Origin of the sequence: Mycobacterium sp. ELW1 (genome assembly GCF_008329905.1) — a bacterium.
GTDB lineage: Bacteria > Actinomycetota > Actinomycetes > Mycobacteriales > Mycobacteriaceae > Mycobacterium.
In genome coordinates, this window is the sequence record NZ_CP032155.1 from 875124 (window position 1) to 890611 (window position 15488).

General features: G+C 67.6%; 18 protein-coding genes and 1 pseudogene. 7 read left to right on the forward strand and 12 right to left on the reverse strand.

The genetic code is table 11. The features are described 5' to 3' along the window. The first annotated feature begins 16 nt into the window (after window positions 1-16). Genes D3H54_RS04020 through D3H54_RS04035 form a run of 4 tightly spaced genes read left to right on the forward strand, consistent with a single transcriptional unit; the run spans window position 17 to window position 3101 of the window. A complete protein-coding gene (locus tag D3H54_RS04020) occupies window positions 17-673 on the forward strand; it encodes a glycosyltransferase family 2 protein (protein WP_149377964.1) in 657 nt (218 codons plus the stop codon). A 29-nt stretch (window positions 674-702) separates the two neighbouring features. Beyond that, on the forward strand, window positions 703-1341 hold the full coding sequence (locus tag D3H54_RS04025) for a TIGR04282 family arsenosugar biosynthesis glycosyltransferase (RefSeq protein ID WP_149383336.1): 639 nt from the start codon (window positions 703-705) through the stop codon (window positions 1339-1341). Then, entirely contained in the window at window positions 1342-1971 is a 630-nt protein-coding gene (locus D3H54_RS04030; protein WP_149377965.1) for a methyltransferase domain-containing protein, read from the forward strand. 8 nt (window positions 1972-1979) lie between these two features. Further along, window positions 1980-3101: a molybdopterin-dependent oxidoreductase gene (locus tag D3H54_RS04035; RefSeq protein ID WP_168215034.1), complete on the forward strand. Its 1122-nt coding sequence runs from the start codon at window positions 1980-1982 to the stop codon at window positions 3099-3101. Between the two features lie 389 nt (window positions 3102-3490). Here the strand turns inward: D3H54_RS04035 and D3H54_RS04045 are convergent, their stop codons facing one another. The 5 genes from D3H54_RS04045 to D3H54_RS04065 form a co-directional block, all read right to left on the reverse strand. After that, the gene (locus D3H54_RS04045) at window positions 3491-4846 is read right to left on the reverse strand and encodes a hypothetical protein (RefSeq protein WP_149377966.1); all 1356 of its coding nucleotides are present in this window, start codon (window positions 4844-4846) and stop codon (window positions 3491-3493) included. Window positions 4847-4913: 67 nt separating this feature from the next. After that, a complete protein-coding gene (locus tag D3H54_RS04050) occupies window positions 4914-5324 on the reverse strand; it encodes a TIGR03668 family PPOX class F420-dependent oxidoreductase (protein WP_149377967.1) in 411 nt (136 codons plus the stop codon). After that, entirely contained in the window at window positions 5321-6190 is an 870-nt protein-coding gene (locus D3H54_RS04055) for an alpha/beta fold hydrolase (protein WP_149377968.1), read from the reverse strand. The genes D3H54_RS04050 and D3H54_RS04055 overlap by 4 nt, the downstream gene beginning before the upstream one ends. A gap of 39 nt (window positions 6191-6229) precedes the next feature. Further along, entirely contained in the window at window positions 6230-7375 is a 1146-nt protein-coding gene (menE, locus tag D3H54_RS04060) for an o-succinylbenzoate--CoA ligase (protein WP_210419647.1), read from the reverse strand. Between the two features lie 50 nt (window positions 7376-7425). Continuing rightward, window positions 7426-7728: a DUF3349 domain-containing protein gene (locus tag D3H54_RS04065; protein ID WP_115318612.1), complete on the reverse strand. Its 303-nt coding sequence runs from the start codon at window positions 7726-7728 to the stop codon at window positions 7426-7428. Between the two features lie 230 nt (window positions 7729-7958). Between D3H54_RS04065 and D3H54_RS04070 the strand changes: the two genes are divergently transcribed. The 3 genes and pseudogenes from D3H54_RS04070 to D3H54_RS04080 form a co-directional block, all read left to right on the forward strand. Continuing rightward, window positions 7959-9215 (forward strand): inorganic phosphate transporter, encoded by a 1257-nt coding sequence (locus D3H54_RS04070; RefSeq protein WP_149377970.1) that lies wholly within the window; start codon window positions 7959-7961, stop codon window positions 9213-9215. 28 nt (window positions 9216-9243) lie between these two features. Next, complete coding sequence (locus D3H54_RS04075; protein WP_149377971.1) at window positions 9244-9525, forward strand: hypothetical protein; 282 nt, start codon at window positions 9244-9246, stop codon at window positions 9523-9525. A 33-nt stretch (window positions 9526-9558) separates the two neighbouring features. Further along, a pseudogene (locus D3H54_RS04080) lies at window positions 9559-9840 on the forward strand (DUF3349 domain-containing protein); the annotation flags it as partial. On the opposite strand, the gene D3H54_RS04085 reads toward D3H54_RS04080, so the two are convergent. The 7 genes from D3H54_RS04085 to fadD8 form a co-directional block, all read right to left on the reverse strand. Beyond that, window positions 9837-10223: a VOC family protein gene (locus tag D3H54_RS04085; RefSeq protein ID WP_149377973.1), complete on the reverse strand. Its 387-nt coding sequence runs from the start codon at window positions 10221-10223 to the stop codon at window positions 9837-9839. The pseudogene D3H54_RS04080 and the gene D3H54_RS04085 sit on opposite strands and share 4 nt — an antisense overlap. Window positions 10224-10237: 14 nt before the next feature. Continuing rightward, window positions 10238-11083, reverse strand: coding sequence for an SDR family oxidoreductase (locus D3H54_RS04090; RefSeq protein WP_286199102.1), 846 nt, complete (start codon window positions 11081-11083; stop codon window positions 10238-10240). Between the two features lie 81 nt (window positions 11084-11164). Further along, window positions 11165-12067, reverse strand: coding sequence for a 1,4-dihydroxy-2-naphthoyl-CoA synthase (locus tag D3H54_RS04095; RefSeq protein ID WP_149377974.1), 903 nt, complete (start codon window positions 12065-12067; stop codon window positions 11165-11167). A gap of 15 nt (window positions 12068-12082) precedes the next feature. Then, window positions 12083-12544, reverse strand: coding sequence for a nitroreductase/quinone reductase family protein (locus D3H54_RS04100; protein WP_149377975.1), 462 nt, complete (start codon window positions 12542-12544; stop codon window positions 12083-12085). A 16-nt stretch (window positions 12545-12560) separates the two neighbouring features. Continuing rightward, the gene (locus D3H54_RS04105; protein ID WP_149377976.1) at window positions 12561-13250 is read right to left on the reverse strand and encodes an HAD family hydrolase; all 690 of its coding nucleotides are present in this window, start codon (window positions 13248-13250) and stop codon (window positions 12561-12563) included. 35 nt (window positions 13251-13285) lie between these two features. Then, entirely contained in the window at window positions 13286-13828 is a 543-nt protein-coding gene (locus D3H54_RS31445; protein WP_210419648.1) for a hypothetical protein, read from the reverse strand. A gap of 22 nt (window positions 13829-13850) precedes the next feature. Beyond that, window positions 13851-15452 (reverse strand): fatty-acid--CoA ligase FadD8, encoded by a 1602-nt coding sequence (gene fadD8, locus D3H54_RS04115; RefSeq protein WP_149377977.1) that lies wholly within the window; start codon window positions 15450-15452, stop codon window positions 13851-13853. Between the last annotated feature and the right edge of the window lie 36 nt (window positions 15453-15488).

A 15488-nucleotide genomic window follows, 5' to 3' on the forward strand; every position in this document is an offset into this window, starting at 1 on the left:
GCCTAGGTTGGCTCCTATGCCCGACTGTCCGGTCACGGTGGTGCTGCCCTGCCTCAACGAAGCGGATTCGCTGCCCACCGTGTTGACCGCCATGCCGGCCGGTTATCGCGTGCTGGTCGTGGACAACAACAGCACCGACGGCACCGCGCAGGTCGCTGAGCAGCACGGCGCGGACGTGGTCCACGAGGCCCGGCCGGGCTACGGATCCGCCGTTCACGCCGGGGTGCTGGCGGCGACGACGCCCATCGTCGCGGTGCTCGACGGCGACGGTTCGCTGGACCCTGCCGATCTGCCGCGGCTGGTCGCCGCGCTGGAGGACGGGGCCGACATGGTGACCGGCCGGCGCCGTCCGCTGCCCGGGGTGACATGGCCCTGGCATGCCCGTTTGGGTACCGCGGCGGTGTGTTGGCGGTTGCGGACCCGGCATCGGCTGCCGGTCCACGACATCGCGCCGATGCGGGTGGCCAAGCGTGACGCGTTGCTGACGCTCGGGGTTGTCGACCGCCGTTCGGGGTATCCGCTCGAATTACTGGTCCGTGCCGCTGCCGCGGGATGGCGAGTAGTGGAGGTCGACGTCGACTACGGCCCGCGGGTCGGCGGCAAATCGAAGGTCAGTGGGTCGGTGCGAGGAAGCTTCACCGCCGCCGTCGATTTCTGGAAGGTCATTTCGTGACACCGAGCCCGGGACCGTTTCCGGTCACCATGCTGGTGGTGGCCAAAGCGCCGATACCCGGGCTCGCCAAAACTCGACTGGCCGTCACGGTGGGGGACGGGGCCGCCGCCGATATCGCCGCCGCCGCGCTGCTGGACACCCTCGACGCGGTGGCCGCGACCCCGGTCACGCATCGGGTGGTCGCGATGACCGGCGACCTGGAGCAGGCCTGCCGGGCCGGCGAAATACATGATCGGCTTGCCGACTTCACCGTGATCGCGCAACGCGGTGACGGCTTCGCCGACCGGCTGGCCAATGCGCACTCCGACGCCGCGATGGTCCGGCAGCCGGTCCTGCAGATCGGGATGGACACCCCGCAGGTGAGCGCGCAGCTTCTCACCGGCTGCGCCCGCCGGCTGCTGGAGGTTCCGGCCGTCCTCGGGATGGCGCGCGACGGCGGCTGGTGGGTGCTGGGGGTGGCCGACGGCGCGAGCGCCGAGTGTCTGCGCGGTGTGCCGATGTCGCAGTCCGACACCGGCGCTGTAACGCTTGCCGCGCTGGAGCACACCGGTATTCCCGTGACCCTCGTCGAAGAATTGCACGACGTCGACACCGTCGACGACATCCCTGTCGTCCGCGCTGCCTGCTCGTCCACGAGCCGGTTCGCCCAAGTCACCCGAGGACTGTGAATGCTGGGACAGCTGTACGACGACGCCCTCGACGGCGAGCGATGTTGGTTGCGCCACGGTGACGGTCGTCGTCACCCGCTTCCGGTGCGCAGCTGGTTGGGGGGTCAGGATGCCGACAGTGAGTTCGACGCGGCCATCGTGGCGCTGTGCGATGGTCCGACGATCGACTTGGGTTGCGGCCCAGGACGTTTGGTTGCGGATCTGATCCAGCGCGGCATTCCTGCCCTTGGTGTCGATCAGTCGCCGACGGCGGTCCGGCTGGCGCGGCGTAGCGGGGCACCGGCATTGCTGCGCGACGTATTCGAGCCGCTGCCCGGAATGGGCCGCTGGCAAACGGTCCTGCTCGCAGACGGGAACATCGGCCTCGCAGGTGATCCGCGCCGGGTCCTTCGCCGCGCCGCTGAACTGCTGCGGGCCGGCGGTCGTTGCGTGGCCGAATTCGATCCGGGGACGGTCGGGGTGCGAACCGGCTGGGTGCGGCTGGAGTCGTCACGCGACATCGGCCCCTGGTTCAAGTGGGCCTCGGTGGGTGTGGACTGCGCGGCCGCGCTGGCCGAAGAAGTCGGGTTGGCGTTGGTCGGGATTCACCCGATCGGCGGGCGTGTGGTGGCTACACTCACGCTGACGTGACGCCGCAGATGGGATCCACCACGAAGGCCACCGGCTTGCGTGGTACAGCAGTGACGGCTCGGGTCGGGGTCGCCCTCGGTGTCGCCGTGGCCGTCTGCTTCGTCACGGGATTGATCAGTCACTTCATCCAGCATCCGCAGCCGTGGTTCTTCTGGCCGACGCGCCCGGTCTGGCTGTATCAGCTGACCCAGGGCCTGCACGTGATCTCGGGCATCGCCGCGATCCCGCTGCTGCTGGTCAAGCTGTGGTCGGTGTACCCCAAGCTGTTCGAACGGCCGATCGTCGGCGGGCTGACCCGCCAGATCGAGCGAGCGTCGATTCTGGTCCTGGTGGGGTCGATGATCTTTCAGCTGTCCACGGGCGTCATGAACATCGCGCAGTGGTATGCGTTCGAGTTCTTCTTCACCACCACCCATTACGCGATGGCCTACGTCGCGGCCGGCGCGGTTCTGGTGCACATCGGTGTGAAACTGCCGGTGATCCGCCGGGCCCTCGGTGAGCCTCTCGAGGAGCCGCCGACCGGGGAGCTGCGGGTCGGTCCCAGTCGGCGGGCGGTGCTGGCCAGCACCTGGCTGGCCGTTGGTGCCGCGACGATAGTCACTGCGGGGCAGACGATTCCGTGGTTGCGGCGGGTCTCGCTGCTGGCCCCGAGGTCGGGCGACGGACCCCAGGGTGTGCCGGTGAACCGGTCGGCGTTCGCTGCCGGGGTCCTCGGTGGTGCGCGCTCGCCGGACTACCGGCTGACCATCGTCAACGGGGCCGCCGTCACGGCGATGACCATCGACGAGCTGGCAGCGATGCCGCAAACCACCCATCGGCTTCCCATCGCCTGTGTGGAGGGCTGGAGTGCCACCGCGGACTGGACCGGCGTCGTGCTCGGCGATCTACTCAAAGCCGTTGGCGCCAAACCGGATTCCGACGTCCGGATGATCTCACTCGAACCGCCCGGCCCGTATTCGCGCACCGTGCTACCCGCGCGGCACACCCGTGATTCCCAGACCCTGATCGCGTTGAAGCTCAACGGTCAGACTCTCGACCTCGACCACGGTTATCCATGCCGGCTGATCGCGCCGACCAGACCGGGTGTGCTGCAGACGAAATGGCTGTCCAGAATTGAGGTGGTGACATGACGTCCAGCCGGGTTTTCCTGGTTGCGCTCGGGCTGGCCCTCGGCGTCTACGGTGTGGTGCTGGTGGCGCAGAACTCTACCGACGTCATCATCCGCATCGTGGTGTGGGCACTGATCGGTGTGCTGCTGCATGACGCGGTGTTCGCACCGGTGTGCGTCGCCCTCGGGTTCGCCGGGCGGCGCCTACTGCCGCACAAATGGTGGACGCCGGTGCTGGTCGCCGCGCTGCTCACGGTGGTCCTGGTGCTGCTGGCGATTCCGGTCTACGACAAGCCCGGACTGCATCTGGACAATCTGACGGTGCTCGACCGCGACTACGAGACCGGCTTCTGGATTGCGCTGGCCGTGGTCTGGGGCGCAGCGCTGCTGTACCTCGTCGGCGACCGAGTGCTACCAGTTGGTCAGGACAACGTGGTTGAGCACCAACGCGCCGACGACGTTGAGGCCCAGCCACCATCGGTGGGCCCGGACCGGCAGCAGGGCACCGGCGGCGGTGAGCCACACCTCGAACGGTAGCCAGATCCGTTCGGTCTCGGCCTTCGACAGCATGGACAGGTCGGCGAACAGGATCGCCACCAGAGCGGCCAGGATCAACAGGTGCAGCCCCGACCGGCGTCTGATCGCGGCGATGTCGAATACGCGGCCGATACCGGCGACGCTGCCCAGCCCGATCGCGCACACCACCGAGGCCAGGTTGGCCCAGCTCCAGTACTGGAACGGCCGGTTCAGCGCGATCCCCTGCCAATAGCGCTGCTGCACAAGGATATAGCCGTCGAACCACCAGAAGCCGGCGATCACGAACACGCCGACCACCGCCAGTGCGCCCAGGGCTGCCGGAACCAGCACCCGAACCGCACCACGCCACGACGACGCACAGAGCAGTACGGCGAGCGCGGGCACGGCCATCAGGGCCAGGCCGTAGTTGAGGAAGATCGCCCACCCCAGCACCAGTCCGGCTGCCACGGCGACCAGCAGGGGCCGGTGTACCGTCCGGCGAACCGCCAACGCCAGCAACGCGATTCCCCACGCCGCGACACCGGCGAAATAGCCGTCGGCGGACACCGCGATCCAGATCGCGGTCGGTGCGACGGCGACGAACGGCGCGACCAGGCGCGCCGTCTGCTCACCGCTCAGCGCTCGTACCGCCACCACGATGGCCGCCGCGGCGGACGAACCGACAAGCAGGCACCACAGGCCGGCCCACGCGCCGCCGCCCAGCCCGATGCGATCGAGCCAGACGAACGTCAGCAGCGCGCCGGGCGGATGGCCGGACACGTGCGTGATCCACGAATTCGGTTGGAAATCCAGGATCCGGCTCGAGAATGTGCGGACCGCTTCCGGGATGTCGGTGATCGTCGGGACCTGATTGAGGTATTCATGCCGGGCGGTGAGCCGGCCGGCGAAGCCGCGCTGCCAGCCGTCGATCATCGCCAGGGAGAACGCCCACAGCATCGAGGTCGCCCACACCGCCAACGTCAGCGCCCGCCATGGCAGTCGCCGCGCCAGCGGGGCGCCCCAGATGACGGCCGCGGCGCCGATGAGGATCGCCGGCACGGTGCCCCAGCCGACGTGGGCGTTCCACCACCCGAAGATTGGCGCGGTGTCGGCGAAGCTCTTGATCTGGGCGGGGGAGCTGTTGATCAGCGGAGTGACGATGCCCAGATGCAGGTGCGGAACCACGAACGCCGCGACCACCAGCAGGACGCCGACGGTGACCGCGACCGCTTCTTTGCGACCGATGCTCACAAGGATCCAGCGTACGGATGTCCCGCGTCCGAGCGATTTCGGCGCGTTTACCGCCGCTGAGCGAACGTCAGCGCGCCGAAATCCCCCAGGACGACCAGTGATCGACGTCCACCGCGATCATCGGACCGTCCAGCGGAACATACTGATACTGAGGATATTTCGCGCGCAACAGGTCATAGCCGCGTTCGCATACCGGATCGTCGTGGTGGATCGCCGCGATGCCGTCGGCCCGCACCCACCACAGCTGAGACCAGTCGTCGTCGTAGTGGTCGACCAGGATGCTCACCCTGGGGTTGGCCTCGATGTTGGCCAGCCGCCGCAGCCGTTGCGTGGTTTTCGGCTTCCCGTCCACCGCTGTGTAGATGGTGGACTCGGCCACCGCGAACACGATCGGCACCACATGCGGAGGGCCGTCCGGGGTGACGGTCGCCAGCCTGGCCACCGTCGCGGCGGCGAAGCGGTCGGCGGGTTCGGTCACCCCTGGGTGGCGGGCTGCTCGATGTCGGCGCCCGCGGTGGTGGCGATGAAGTCGTCGATCAGGTCGACCACTTCCATCGGGCGTTCCACCTGGGGGAAGTGCCCGACGCCCTCCAGGACCTCGAGCCGCACGTCCGGCCGTGTCTCGTGCGCGGAGTAGGCGTGTTCGACGGGAATGATGGCGTCCTGATCGCCCCAGATGACCATCACCGGCATATCGGCGACGTGCAGCCGGTTCAACGCGCTGACGGCCTGCCCGCGGTAGTCGACCACCGAACGCAGCGTGCGCAGGAACGCCTGCCGCGTCTTGGCGTCGGCGAAGGAACTGTAGGCGTTCCAGATCTCCCCGCCGCGCGGCGAAGTGACGCCGAGCTTGCCGAACAGCGACCGCACCCGCTCGCCGGCGGCGAGCACCGGCGGCGGCGCGATGATCGGCATGATCAGCTCGGCGCCGGGCGCGGAGAGCAGTCGCAATGTCCATCCGACGTCCGGCCCCAGACCGCCGCTGTTCATCAGGATGAGGCGCCGGCAGTAGTCGGGGTGCTGATAGACGAATTGCATGGCGATGCCGCCGCCCAGCGACTGCCCCACCACGGTCGCGTGTGTCACGCCGAGTTCGTCGAGCAGGTCGCGCAGAAACACCGCGAACGCACCCAGCGAGTAGTCGCTGCGTGGCTTGTCCGAGCTGCCGTGGCCCGGCAGGTCCGGGGCGATCACCCGATATCTGCGCGACAGCGGGCGCATCATCTGGCGCCAGGTCTGAGAGCTGCCGGCCATACCGTGCAGCAGCAGGATGACGTCGCCCTGACCTTCGTCGCGATAGGCCACCTGGTCACCGTGCAGGTCGAGAAACTTCAGCTCGTCCATACTTCTCTGTCCCCTCTATGTGGCAGCGCCAACCATTGTTCACCAGCCGTAGCCGCCGGGTAGGTCACCGCCGTTGGCGAACCGGTCGCGCAACGCGCGACGGTCCAGCTTGCCGATGCCGCGCCGCGGCAGCTCGTCAAGAATGTGCAGTTCACGAGGTGCCGCCGTCGGGTCGAGCGACTCGGCGAGGTACTCACGAATGTCGTCCAGGCTGGGTTCGAGGGCCCCAGTGACAAGCACCACTGCGGCCGCCACCCGTTCGCCGAGCCGGTCGTCGTCGAGGCCGAACACCGCGCAGTCGGCGATCGCGGGGTGCTGCGACAGCACCCCTTCTACCGGTGCGGGCATCACCGTCAGTCCGCCGGTGCTGATGCCTTCGTCGACCCGGCCCAGCACGCGCAGCCGGCCTTCGTCGTCCACAGCGCCCAAGTCATCGGTCCGGAACCAGCCGGGTTCGGCGAACGGATCGGGGTCTGGCGGGTTGCGATAGCCCAGCGCCAGCGTGGGACCGCCGATCACGATGCGGCCTTCCCCCGGCTCGGCGCCGTCGTCCAGCCGAATCTGCACCCCGGTCAGCGGGATGCCGTCGTAGACGCATCCACCGGCCGTCTCGCTGGAGCCGTAGGTCCGTACCACAGTGATTCCGGCGGCCGCCGCTCCGTCGAGGACCGGCCGCGGCGCGGGCCCACCACCGAGCAGCACCGCATCGAGTTCGGCGAGTGCCGCGCTGGCCTCGGGGTCCAGCAGTGCCTTGGCGAGCTGCGTGGCGACCAGCGAGGTGTAGCGCCGGCCGGAGCCCAATTGTGCGACGGCCGTTGGCAATTGGGTGACGTCGAAGCCCGCTGAGATGTCCAGCTCGACCGGCACCGTCCCGGCCTGCAGGCTGCGCACCAGCACCTGGATCCCGGCGATGTGGTGCGTCGGCAGCGCCAGCAGCCAGGTCCCCGGGCCGCCGAGGTGGTCCAGGGTGGCAGATGCGCTGGCGATCAACGCCGCAGGAGTGAGCATCGCGCCCTTGGGCGTTCCGGTGGTGCCCGACGTCGACACCACGAGCGCGACGTCGTCGTCGATCTCCTCACCGACGCGCAGAGAGCTTGTCAGCAACTCACTTTCACGCAGGTCACCGGCGGGGATCGGAACCAGGGGAGCGTCGCGCCCATCGAGCACGCCATCCAGGGCCGCCATCAATGACTGCGCCGACGGACCGGGCGGAATGGCGAGTGCTCGCAGAGTGGTTATTCGACGTCCTCACTGTCTCGCGGATCGTCCAGCGGCCAGCCGTAGTTCGCCAGCCTGTCGTGGACCCGATCGATGTCCTCCGGAGTGGGCAACGCGTCGGTGATCTCAGTGATCAGTACCCCGATGTCGATGTGATCGAACGCGCCACGCTCGAGCAATGCGTTCGCCACTGCGATGACCTCCTCGTCGCTCAACCTCCGCCGCAGCAGTGCGAACAGCGGCACCTGGTCGGGGTGCGGGACCCCGTCGGGGTAACCGGCTTTGATCCAGGCCACGATTTTGGTGATGAAGTTGGTCACCGCAGCATCTCCCTTGCGGGGGGCGTGTAGGCGCCCTGTGGAATGCACGAAATTCTAGTCGGCATCGAATTGCCGCGCCTACGTTGTACCCCCGATGCGTCGGCCCGGAGAAACCGGAGAAGGCTGGTAGGTTAACGGCCGATGAACACCTGCGGGACGTTCGCAAATGCCCAGTTCGAGGACTTTTGGCAACTGGTCAAAAGGCCCAAACAACCAGCAGAATCTCCCTCATGAGCACGGAGATGATCATCCTGGTGTTGTTGATTGCCACGGCGCTGGCATTCGACTTCACCAATGGATTCCACGACACCGGCAATGCCATGGCGACATCTATCGCCACGGGCGCGCTCAAGCCCAAGACGGCGGTGCTGCTGGCCGGAGTCCTGAATCTCGTCGGCGCGTTCCTCTCCGTCGAGGTCGCGGTCACGGTGACGACGTCGGTCCTCAAGGTGCAGGACGCCAAGACCGGGCATCTGCTGGCCGGTATCGACGCGTCGACGGGCTTGACCATCATCTTCGCCGGCCTGATCGGCGGCATCCTGTGGAACCTGCTGACGTGGCTGTTCGGTATTCCGTCCAGCTCTTCGCACGCCCTGTTCGGCGGCCTCATCGGCGCAGGCCTGGCGGCGCTTGGCAGCAAGGGCGTCAACTGGACGGGCGTCACCCAGAAGGTGCTGATTCCCGCGATCGCGGCGCCGATCATCGCCGGCATCGTCGCCGCGGCCGGCACCTGGCTGGTCTACCGGATCACTCAGAAGGTGCTGGCGCGCCGCCGCGAGGAAGGCTTCCGCTGGGGACAGATCGCCACCGCTTCCTTGGTCGCGCTGTCGCACGGAACCAACGACGCGCAGAAGACGATGGGCGTCATCGCGCTGGCTCTGATCACCACCGGCCACCTGACCGGTGACGTGAAGAAGGACGGCCTGCCGTTCTGGATCATCCTGAGTTGTGCGCTGGCGATCGGGCTCGGCACCTATATCGGCGGCTGGCGCGTCATCCGCACCCTCGGTAAGGGCTTGGTCGAAATCGAGTCGCCGCAGGGTCTGGCCGCCGAAGCCTCTTCGGCCGCAATCATTCTCAGCTCCAGCGCTGCCGGTATGGCGCTGTCCACCACCCACGTCGCCACCGGCTCGATCCTCGGCAGTGGCGTCGGTAAGCCGGGCGCCGAGGTGCGCTGGGCCGTGGCCGGACGCATGGCGGTGGCCTGGCTGGTCACGCTGCCGGCCGCCGCGCTCGTCGGCGCACTGGCCTACTGGCTGTCCTACATCGTCAAGGACGTCAGCGGATCGCAGCTGATGGGTGACGGCCTGATCTTCGTGATCCTTGTTGCCCTGTCCTTCTACATGTGGTGGCGTGCCCAGCAGCAGAAGGTCGACCACAGCAACGTCAACGCCGACTGGGATACGTCGACCAACTCCGTGGTGCCCGCCGAAGTCCGCGCAGCCACCAAGGACGCGAAGCCGGCCGAACCCACCGCCACGGTCTGATCACCGCGACAAGCAGAAGGACACGTTGATGACGTACTTCGAAGCCATTCTCAAGGTGCTGGTGGTCGGGCTCGTCCTCGGTGCCGGCCTGCCGGCACTGTTCGCGACCGGCATGCTGGCCTACTCGTTCGGCGCCGGCGGCGAGGAAGCCGACCATGCGATCCACCGGCCGAACCCGGCGCTGAAGTTCCTGGGGATCGTCCTGTTCATCTTCGTCTCGCTGGTGATCGTGACGGCCGTCGCCTGGATCACCCGGGCGACGATCATCCATCACTTCGGCGTCGACCTCTTCCCGATGCTGAAGAAGTGAGCCTGCGATGACAATCCAACAGCCCCCGCCTTTCTCGACAGCGTCCTCGGCTGGTTGCACAAGGGATATCCGGAAGGTGTTCCGCCGAAGGACTATTACCCGTTGCTGGCGTTGCTGAAGAGGTCGCTGGCGGAGGACGAGGTTGTGCAGGCCGCCCAATCAATTCTGCGCGCAACGGATTTCGATACACCGGTGAGCGAAGAGCAGATCCGCGAAGCGGTCCGCGAGGTCATCGAGAAGGAACCCACTCCCGAAGAGCTGAACCAGGTTGCCGCACGGCTGGCCTCGGTCGGCTGGCCGCTCGAATCGCACTAGCCTCGGCTGTCGCGCCGCAGCGGGTGGTCCTCGGGGATCTGCACGAAGATCAGCGTGATCCCGTCGGGGTCGTTGACGTGCATCTCGTGTAGGCCCCACGGTTCGCGCCGGGCCTCGCGGGCGATCTCGACACCGCGGGAGGTCAGCTCCTGTTGGGTGGCGTAGAGATCGCGCACCTGCAGCCACAGCGACGCGGGGAACGGGCCTTGGGGGTTCGCGGGCGCACCGTGGCCGGCGAGTTCGATGAGCGACTGGCCGGCGTAGAACACCGTCCCGCCGCCGTATTCGCGGGCGATGGCCAGCCCGAGTGCGTCGCGGTAGAAGTCCAGTGAGCGTTCGTAATCCGCCGGCCGGAGCAGCATCCGGCTCGCAAGGATCTCCATCCGTCGTGTCTACCTCAGTTCGGCTGCAGGCGCTGACGCTTCATCGCCCGGTTCATCGCGCCGGGTGCGACGACGTCGAGCGCGCGGGCGGTGACGGCCATCCGCGGAGCGATCCGCACCGGGCGGTGCCGCGCCGCTTCGATCATCCACTGGCCGGCCTCGTCCGGGGTCAGCGCGGGAAGCCCGTCGTATTCCTTGGTCGGCGCGATCATCGGGGTGGCCACCAGCGGGTAGTACAGCGTCGTGGAATGCACGCCCTGGCCGGACCATTCGGTCTCGATGACGCGGCTGACCGCGCTGAGCGCGGACTTCGACGCGTTGTACACGCCGAACAGCGGTGAGGCTTCGCTGAAGACGCCCCAGGTGGCGACGTTGATGATGTGCCCGTCGCGGCGCTCCAACATGGCGGGCGCCAGCCCGCGGATGAGGCGCAGCGGCGAGAAGTAGTTCAGCATCATGGTGCGCTCGACGTCATGCCAGCGGTCCAGCGATTCGGCCAGTGGTCTGCGGATCGAGCGGCCGGCGTTGTTGACCAGGATGTCGACCGCGCCGACCTGCTGCGCCAGCGCGTCGACGGCGTCGAGGTCGGACAGGTCGCACGGGATCGCGGTCGCGGATCCGCCGGCGTCGGTGATGCGGTCGACGACCTCGGCGAGCAGGTCCTCGCGGCGGGCGACCACGATGACCTCACACCCTTCGGCCGCGAACAACTCCGCGCCGGCAGCGCCGATGCCCGATGAGGCGCCGGTGATCAGCACCTGCTTGCCGCGCAGGTCGACGGTGATGCCGGTCGGCAGGCTCAGCGGTGGTCGCATACCGGTCAGCGCGATGGCCTCGGTGATTCGGCGCAGGGGGTTCACGGCTGCTGAGTCTATGTGTGGCAGATCGGGCGCGGTTTCGTGCGCTGGGCGCACGCGAGCGCGCCGAACCTGAGGGCTCGACTAGAAGTAGCGCGGGAACGGACTCCAGTCGGGGTCGCGCTTTTCCAGGAAGGCATCCCGGCCCTCGACGGCCTCGTCGGTCATGTAGGCCAGCCGGGTGGCCTCGCCGGCGAACAGTTGCTGGCCCACCAGCCCGTCGTCGAGCAGGTTGAAGGCGAACTTCAGCATGCGTTGCGCCTGGGGTGATTTGCCGTTGATCTCCTTGGCCCACTGCACGCCCACGCTTTCCAGCTCGGCGTGGTTGACCACCTCGTTGACCGCGCCCATGTGATGCATCTGCTCGGCGGTGTAGGGCCGGCCGAGAAAGAAGATCTCCCGGGCGAACTTCTGGCCGACCTGACGCGCCAGATAGGCGCTGCCGTACCCGCCGTCGAAGCTGCCGACGTCGGCGTCGGTCTGCTTGAACCGGGCGTGCTCGCGGCTGGCGAGGGTCAGGTCGCAGACCACATGCAAGCTGTGCCCGCCGCCGGCCGCCCATCCGTTGACCAAGCAGATGACGATTTTCGGCATGAACCGGATCAGCCGCTGAACCTCAAGGATGTGCAGCCGCCCGGCACGCGCCGGATCGACGGACTCGGCGGTTTCTCCCTCGGCGTACTGGTATCCGCTTCGGCCGCGGATGCGTTGGTCGCCGCCCGAGCAGAACGCCCAGCCGCCGTCTTTGGTCGACGGCCCGTTGCCGGTCAGCAGCACCACGCCGACGTCCGGCGACATCCGGGCGTGGTCGAGGGCGCGGTACAGCTCGTCGACGGTGTGCGGCCGAAAAGCGTTGCGCACGTCGGGACGGTCGAACGCCACCCGCACCGTGCCGTCGGAGACGTGCCGGTGATAGGTGATATCGGTCAGGTCCTCGAAGCCGTCGATGGCTCGCCACTGCGACGGGTCAAACGGATTGTCAGTCAAGGGTTTTGAACTCCATCACTTGAGGGGATCGAATCGGAAAACTGCGCAGCGGCCGGCCAGGGCCTCGAACTCTTCGGGCTTGCCCTCGGTGACCAGCCCGGCGTTCTTCATGAAGCTGACACCGGTCGGAACCAGGACGGGGAACTCGCGCAGCAGTGGGCGCGCCTCCTCGGGGGGCAGCTCCACGATGCGCACTGCTTCACTGCGCCGGCCTGTGCTCAGGGTGACGACGCCGGCGGCGCGGGCGTTGCGCACCCAGTCCGCGCCGGGGAAACCGCCCACCACGTACCGCTTGCCGTCGACGGTGAACGGGGTGATCGGCGTCGAGCGTGGCTTGCCCGATGTGCGCCCGGGAACGGTCAGCACCATCGGGCCTTCGGTTCCGCCGAACGGCACACCGAGCCGCATCATCAGCATGAAGATCTTGTTCATCGGCTTGAGCCACCACGGCGGCCTGATGCGCTCGGTGTCTGCCATGCCCAAAAAGGTACGCCTAGAGCCCGATACCGCGGTCGCGCAGTGCATCGATGAGACCGGTCGGACGCTCGGCGACCGGAAGCGGGTCGACCAGGATGAAGCCGCAGCCGAGGTGGCGCGCGGCGCCGTCGTTCTCCTCGCTGTCGCCGACCATCAGCGCCTCCTCGGCCGCGACACCGAGGCGCTGCAGCGCGATCTCGAAGATTCGCGGATCGGGTTTGACCGCGCCGACTTCGAACGACAGCACGAATTCGTCGGCGTCCGCCCCGGCGGTGCGAAACGCGGGCCGGATGTCGAAGGCGATGTTGGAGACGATCGCGGTACGCAAACCCTGCGCCCGAAGCGACTGCAAGACCTCGACGGTGTCTGGGTAGGGCACCCACGACGCCGGGTCGACCGCCTGCCGGTACAGCGATTCCGCATGCTGATCCGGCAGGCCCGCGTCGCGCAGTGCGTGCAGGTAGGCCTCGCGGTGCAGGGCCGGTGCGAGGTCGCGGTTGACCCACGCCCGTTGAGCCTCTTCGGTTCTCGTCACCGAACCGCCGGTCGGGTGGGTGAGGCGTTCCATCAGTTCGGCCTGCGCATGCTCGTCGACTGCGAGACGGCCGTCGTCGTCGATCAATTCCATGCCGTCAAACCAGCTGTCGTCCTCCTCGAGACGAAACAGGGTGCCGGAGAAGTCGAACAGCACAGCGCGTACGGGCATGGCCCCATGCTGCCAGTGCGCGAGAGGGACGCTGCTCAGGGCCTGGGATTGGTCCAGGTGGGATTGGTCATGCCGGGCACAGTCGAGGTCGGCGTGGGATGGTGCAGTCGGTGCTCCATCATCGACGCGCCGCGGTAGTACGCGAACGCCATGCCCAGAGCGATCAGACCTGCCAGGAACGCGAATTGCAGCGCCACCGAGACCGCTCGGGGCACGGCGGGGACCGTGATCCTGCTGCGGATGCTCGGAGCGACCCGCTCGGCCCGCGGCATCACCGGCGTCTCTTTGCCGCGCAGGAACTGCATCACCACGTCGGTGGCCCGATGGATCTGCTCACGGTCCACGTAGAGCTGGACGCCGTCTGTCGCTGCGCCTCTCAGGCCGCTCGGGCGGGCTACGTACCCGCCGATGTCGGCGTCATGCAGGAGCGCGAGAACCGGTGCCGCGTGGGCAGATTCGAGATCGGCGAGGATCACCCAGGTGTCGGCCCACACATCGTTGTCCTGGCCGCCCGGCGGCAGCCAGAACATGATGTCGCGCTCTTTGAGGTACTCGAGCGGGATAACCCGAGACAGCATCACCCAAGTATGCGCCGAACAGCTAGCCGATGGCTCGAGATGACCCTTCCCAGAACTGCGCCCGCACGGCCTTCTTGTCCGGCTTGCCCAGCGCGGTCACCGGCACCGAGTCGACGATGATCACCTGCTTGGGCGCCTGCACCGAACCCTTGCGGTCCTTGACCGCGGCCTGGATCTCCGCGGTCAGCGTGGCGACTGCGTCGTCGTCGGAGGGATGATCCGGCCGCAGCACGATCACCGCGGTGACGGCCTCGCCCCACTTCTCGTCGGGGGTGCCGATCACACACACCTGCGCGACCGCGGGATGCTCGGCGACGACGTCCTCCACCTCACGCGGGAACACGTTGAAGCCGCCGGTGACGATCATGTCCTTGACCCGGTCGACGATGAACCAGTAGCCGTCCTCGTCCTCGCGCGCCATGTCGCCGGTGTGCAGCCAGCCGTCCTTGAACGTCTTGGCGGTCTCTTCCGGCAGGTTCCAGTACCCGCCGGACAGCAGCGGCCCGGACACGCAGATCTCGCCGACCTCACCTTGTGGCACCTCGTTGCCGTCGGCGTCGAGCAGTGCGGTGCGCGCGAACAGGGTGGGCCGCCCGCATGAGGTCAGCCGCTTCTCGTCGTGGTCCTTCTTGCCGAGGTAGGAGATCACCATCGGGGCTTCGGACTGTCCGTAGTACTGCGCGAAGATCGGGCCGAACCGGCGGATCGCCTCGGCCAGGCGCACCGGGTTCATCGCCGAGGCGCCGTAGTACACCGTTTCCAGCGACGACAGGTCGCGGGTGTGCGAATCGGGATGGTCCATCAACGCGTAGATCATCGACGGGACCAGCATGGTCGCGGTGATCTTCTGCTCCTCGATCACCCGCAGCACCTCGGCCGGGTCGAACTTGGTCAGCACCACGAGCTCGCCGCCCTTGACCACGGTCGGCACGAAGAACGCCGCGCCGGCATGCGACAGCGGGGTGCACATCAGGAACCGCGGGTTCTCCGGCCACTCCCACTCGGCGAGCTGAACCGTCGTCATCGTGGTGATCGACTGAGCGGTGCCCAGCACACCCTTCGGCTTTCCGGTGGTGCCGCCGGTGTAGGCCATGCCGCCGACGTGATCGGGGGGAAGGTCGGCCGCCACCAACGGCTTCGGCGGGTACTTGGCGGCCTCGGCGATCAGGTCCACCGCGGAATCACCGAGGGCCTCGGGGACCGGGCCGAGCGTCAGCACCTGCTTGAGGGCGGGCACCTTCTCGAGCAAGCCCTGCGCCCGCTCGATGAACATCGGGTTGGGATCGATAATCAGCGACGTCACACCGGCGTCGTTGAGCACGTAGGCGTGGTCGTCCAGCGAGCCGAGAGGGTGTAGTGCCACCCGGCGATATCCCTGGGTCTGGCCGGCACCGATGATCATCAGCACCTCGGGTCGGTTCAGCGACAACAGACCCGCTGTGGCCCCGGTTCCGGCGCCGAGCGCCTCGAAGGCCTGAATGTACTGGCTGATGCGGTCGGCGAGCTCGCCCCCGGTCAGGGTGGTGTCACCCAGATGCAGCACCGGCTTGTTCTTGTTGCGCTTCAGCGCGCCGACGGTCAGGTGGCCAGAATGGAGGGGATGGCGAAGCAGCTCGTCACTCATGCGGTCCACATTAGAACGTGTTCCAGTTCGGAAGGA

Bases quoted from the DNA above. Each gene is read 5' to 3' on its own strand.
- D3H54_RS04020 (WP_149377964.1), top strand. From the start codon at position 17: ATGCCCGACTGTCCGGTCACGGTGGTGCTGCCCTGCCTCAACGAAGCG.
- D3H54_RS04025 (WP_149383336.1), top strand. From the start codon at position 703: ATGCTGGTGGTGGCCAAAGCGCCGATACCCGGGCTCGCCAAAACTCGA.
- D3H54_RS04030 (WP_149377965.1), top strand. From the start codon at position 1,342: ATGCTGGGACAGCTGTACGACGACGCCCTCGACGGCGAGCGATGTTGG.
- D3H54_RS04035 (WP_168215034.1), top strand. From the start codon at position 1,980: ATGGGATCCACCACGAAGGCCACCGGCTTGCGTGGTACAGCAGTGACG.
- D3H54_RS04055 (WP_149377968.1), bottom strand. From the start codon at position 6,190: ATGGACGAGCTGAAGTTTCTCGACCTGCACGGTGACCAGGTGGCCTAT.
- menE (WP_210419647.1), bottom strand. From the start codon at position 7,375: ATGGCGGCCCTGGATGGCGTGCTCGATGGGCGCGACGCTCCCCTGGTT.
- D3H54_RS04070 (WP_149377970.1), top strand. From the start codon at position 7,959: ATGAGCACGGAGATGATCATCCTGGTGTTGTTGATTGCCACGGCGCTG.
- D3H54_RS04075 (WP_149377971.1), top strand. From the start codon at position 9,244: ATGACGTACTTCGAAGCCATTCTCAAGGTGCTGGTGGTCGGGCTCGTC.
- D3H54_RS04085 (WP_149377973.1), bottom strand. From the start codon at position 10,223: ATGGAGATCCTTGCGAGCCGGATGCTGCTCCGGCCGGCGGATTACGAA.
- D3H54_RS04100 (WP_149377975.1), bottom strand. From the start codon at position 12,544: ATGGCAGACACCGAGCGCATCAGGCCGCCGTGGTGGCTCAAGCCGATG.
- D3H54_RS04105 (WP_149377976.1), bottom strand. From the start codon at position 13,250: ATGCCCGTACGCGCTGTGCTGTTCGACTTCTCCGGCACCCTGTTTCGT.
- D3H54_RS31445 (WP_210419648.1), bottom strand. From the start codon at position 13,828: ATGCTGTCTCGGGTTATCCCGCTCGAGTACCTCAAAGAGCGCGACATC.
- fadD8 (WP_149377977.1), bottom strand. From the start codon at position 15,452: ATGAGTGACGAGCTGCTTCGCCATCCCCTCCATTCTGGCCACCTGACC.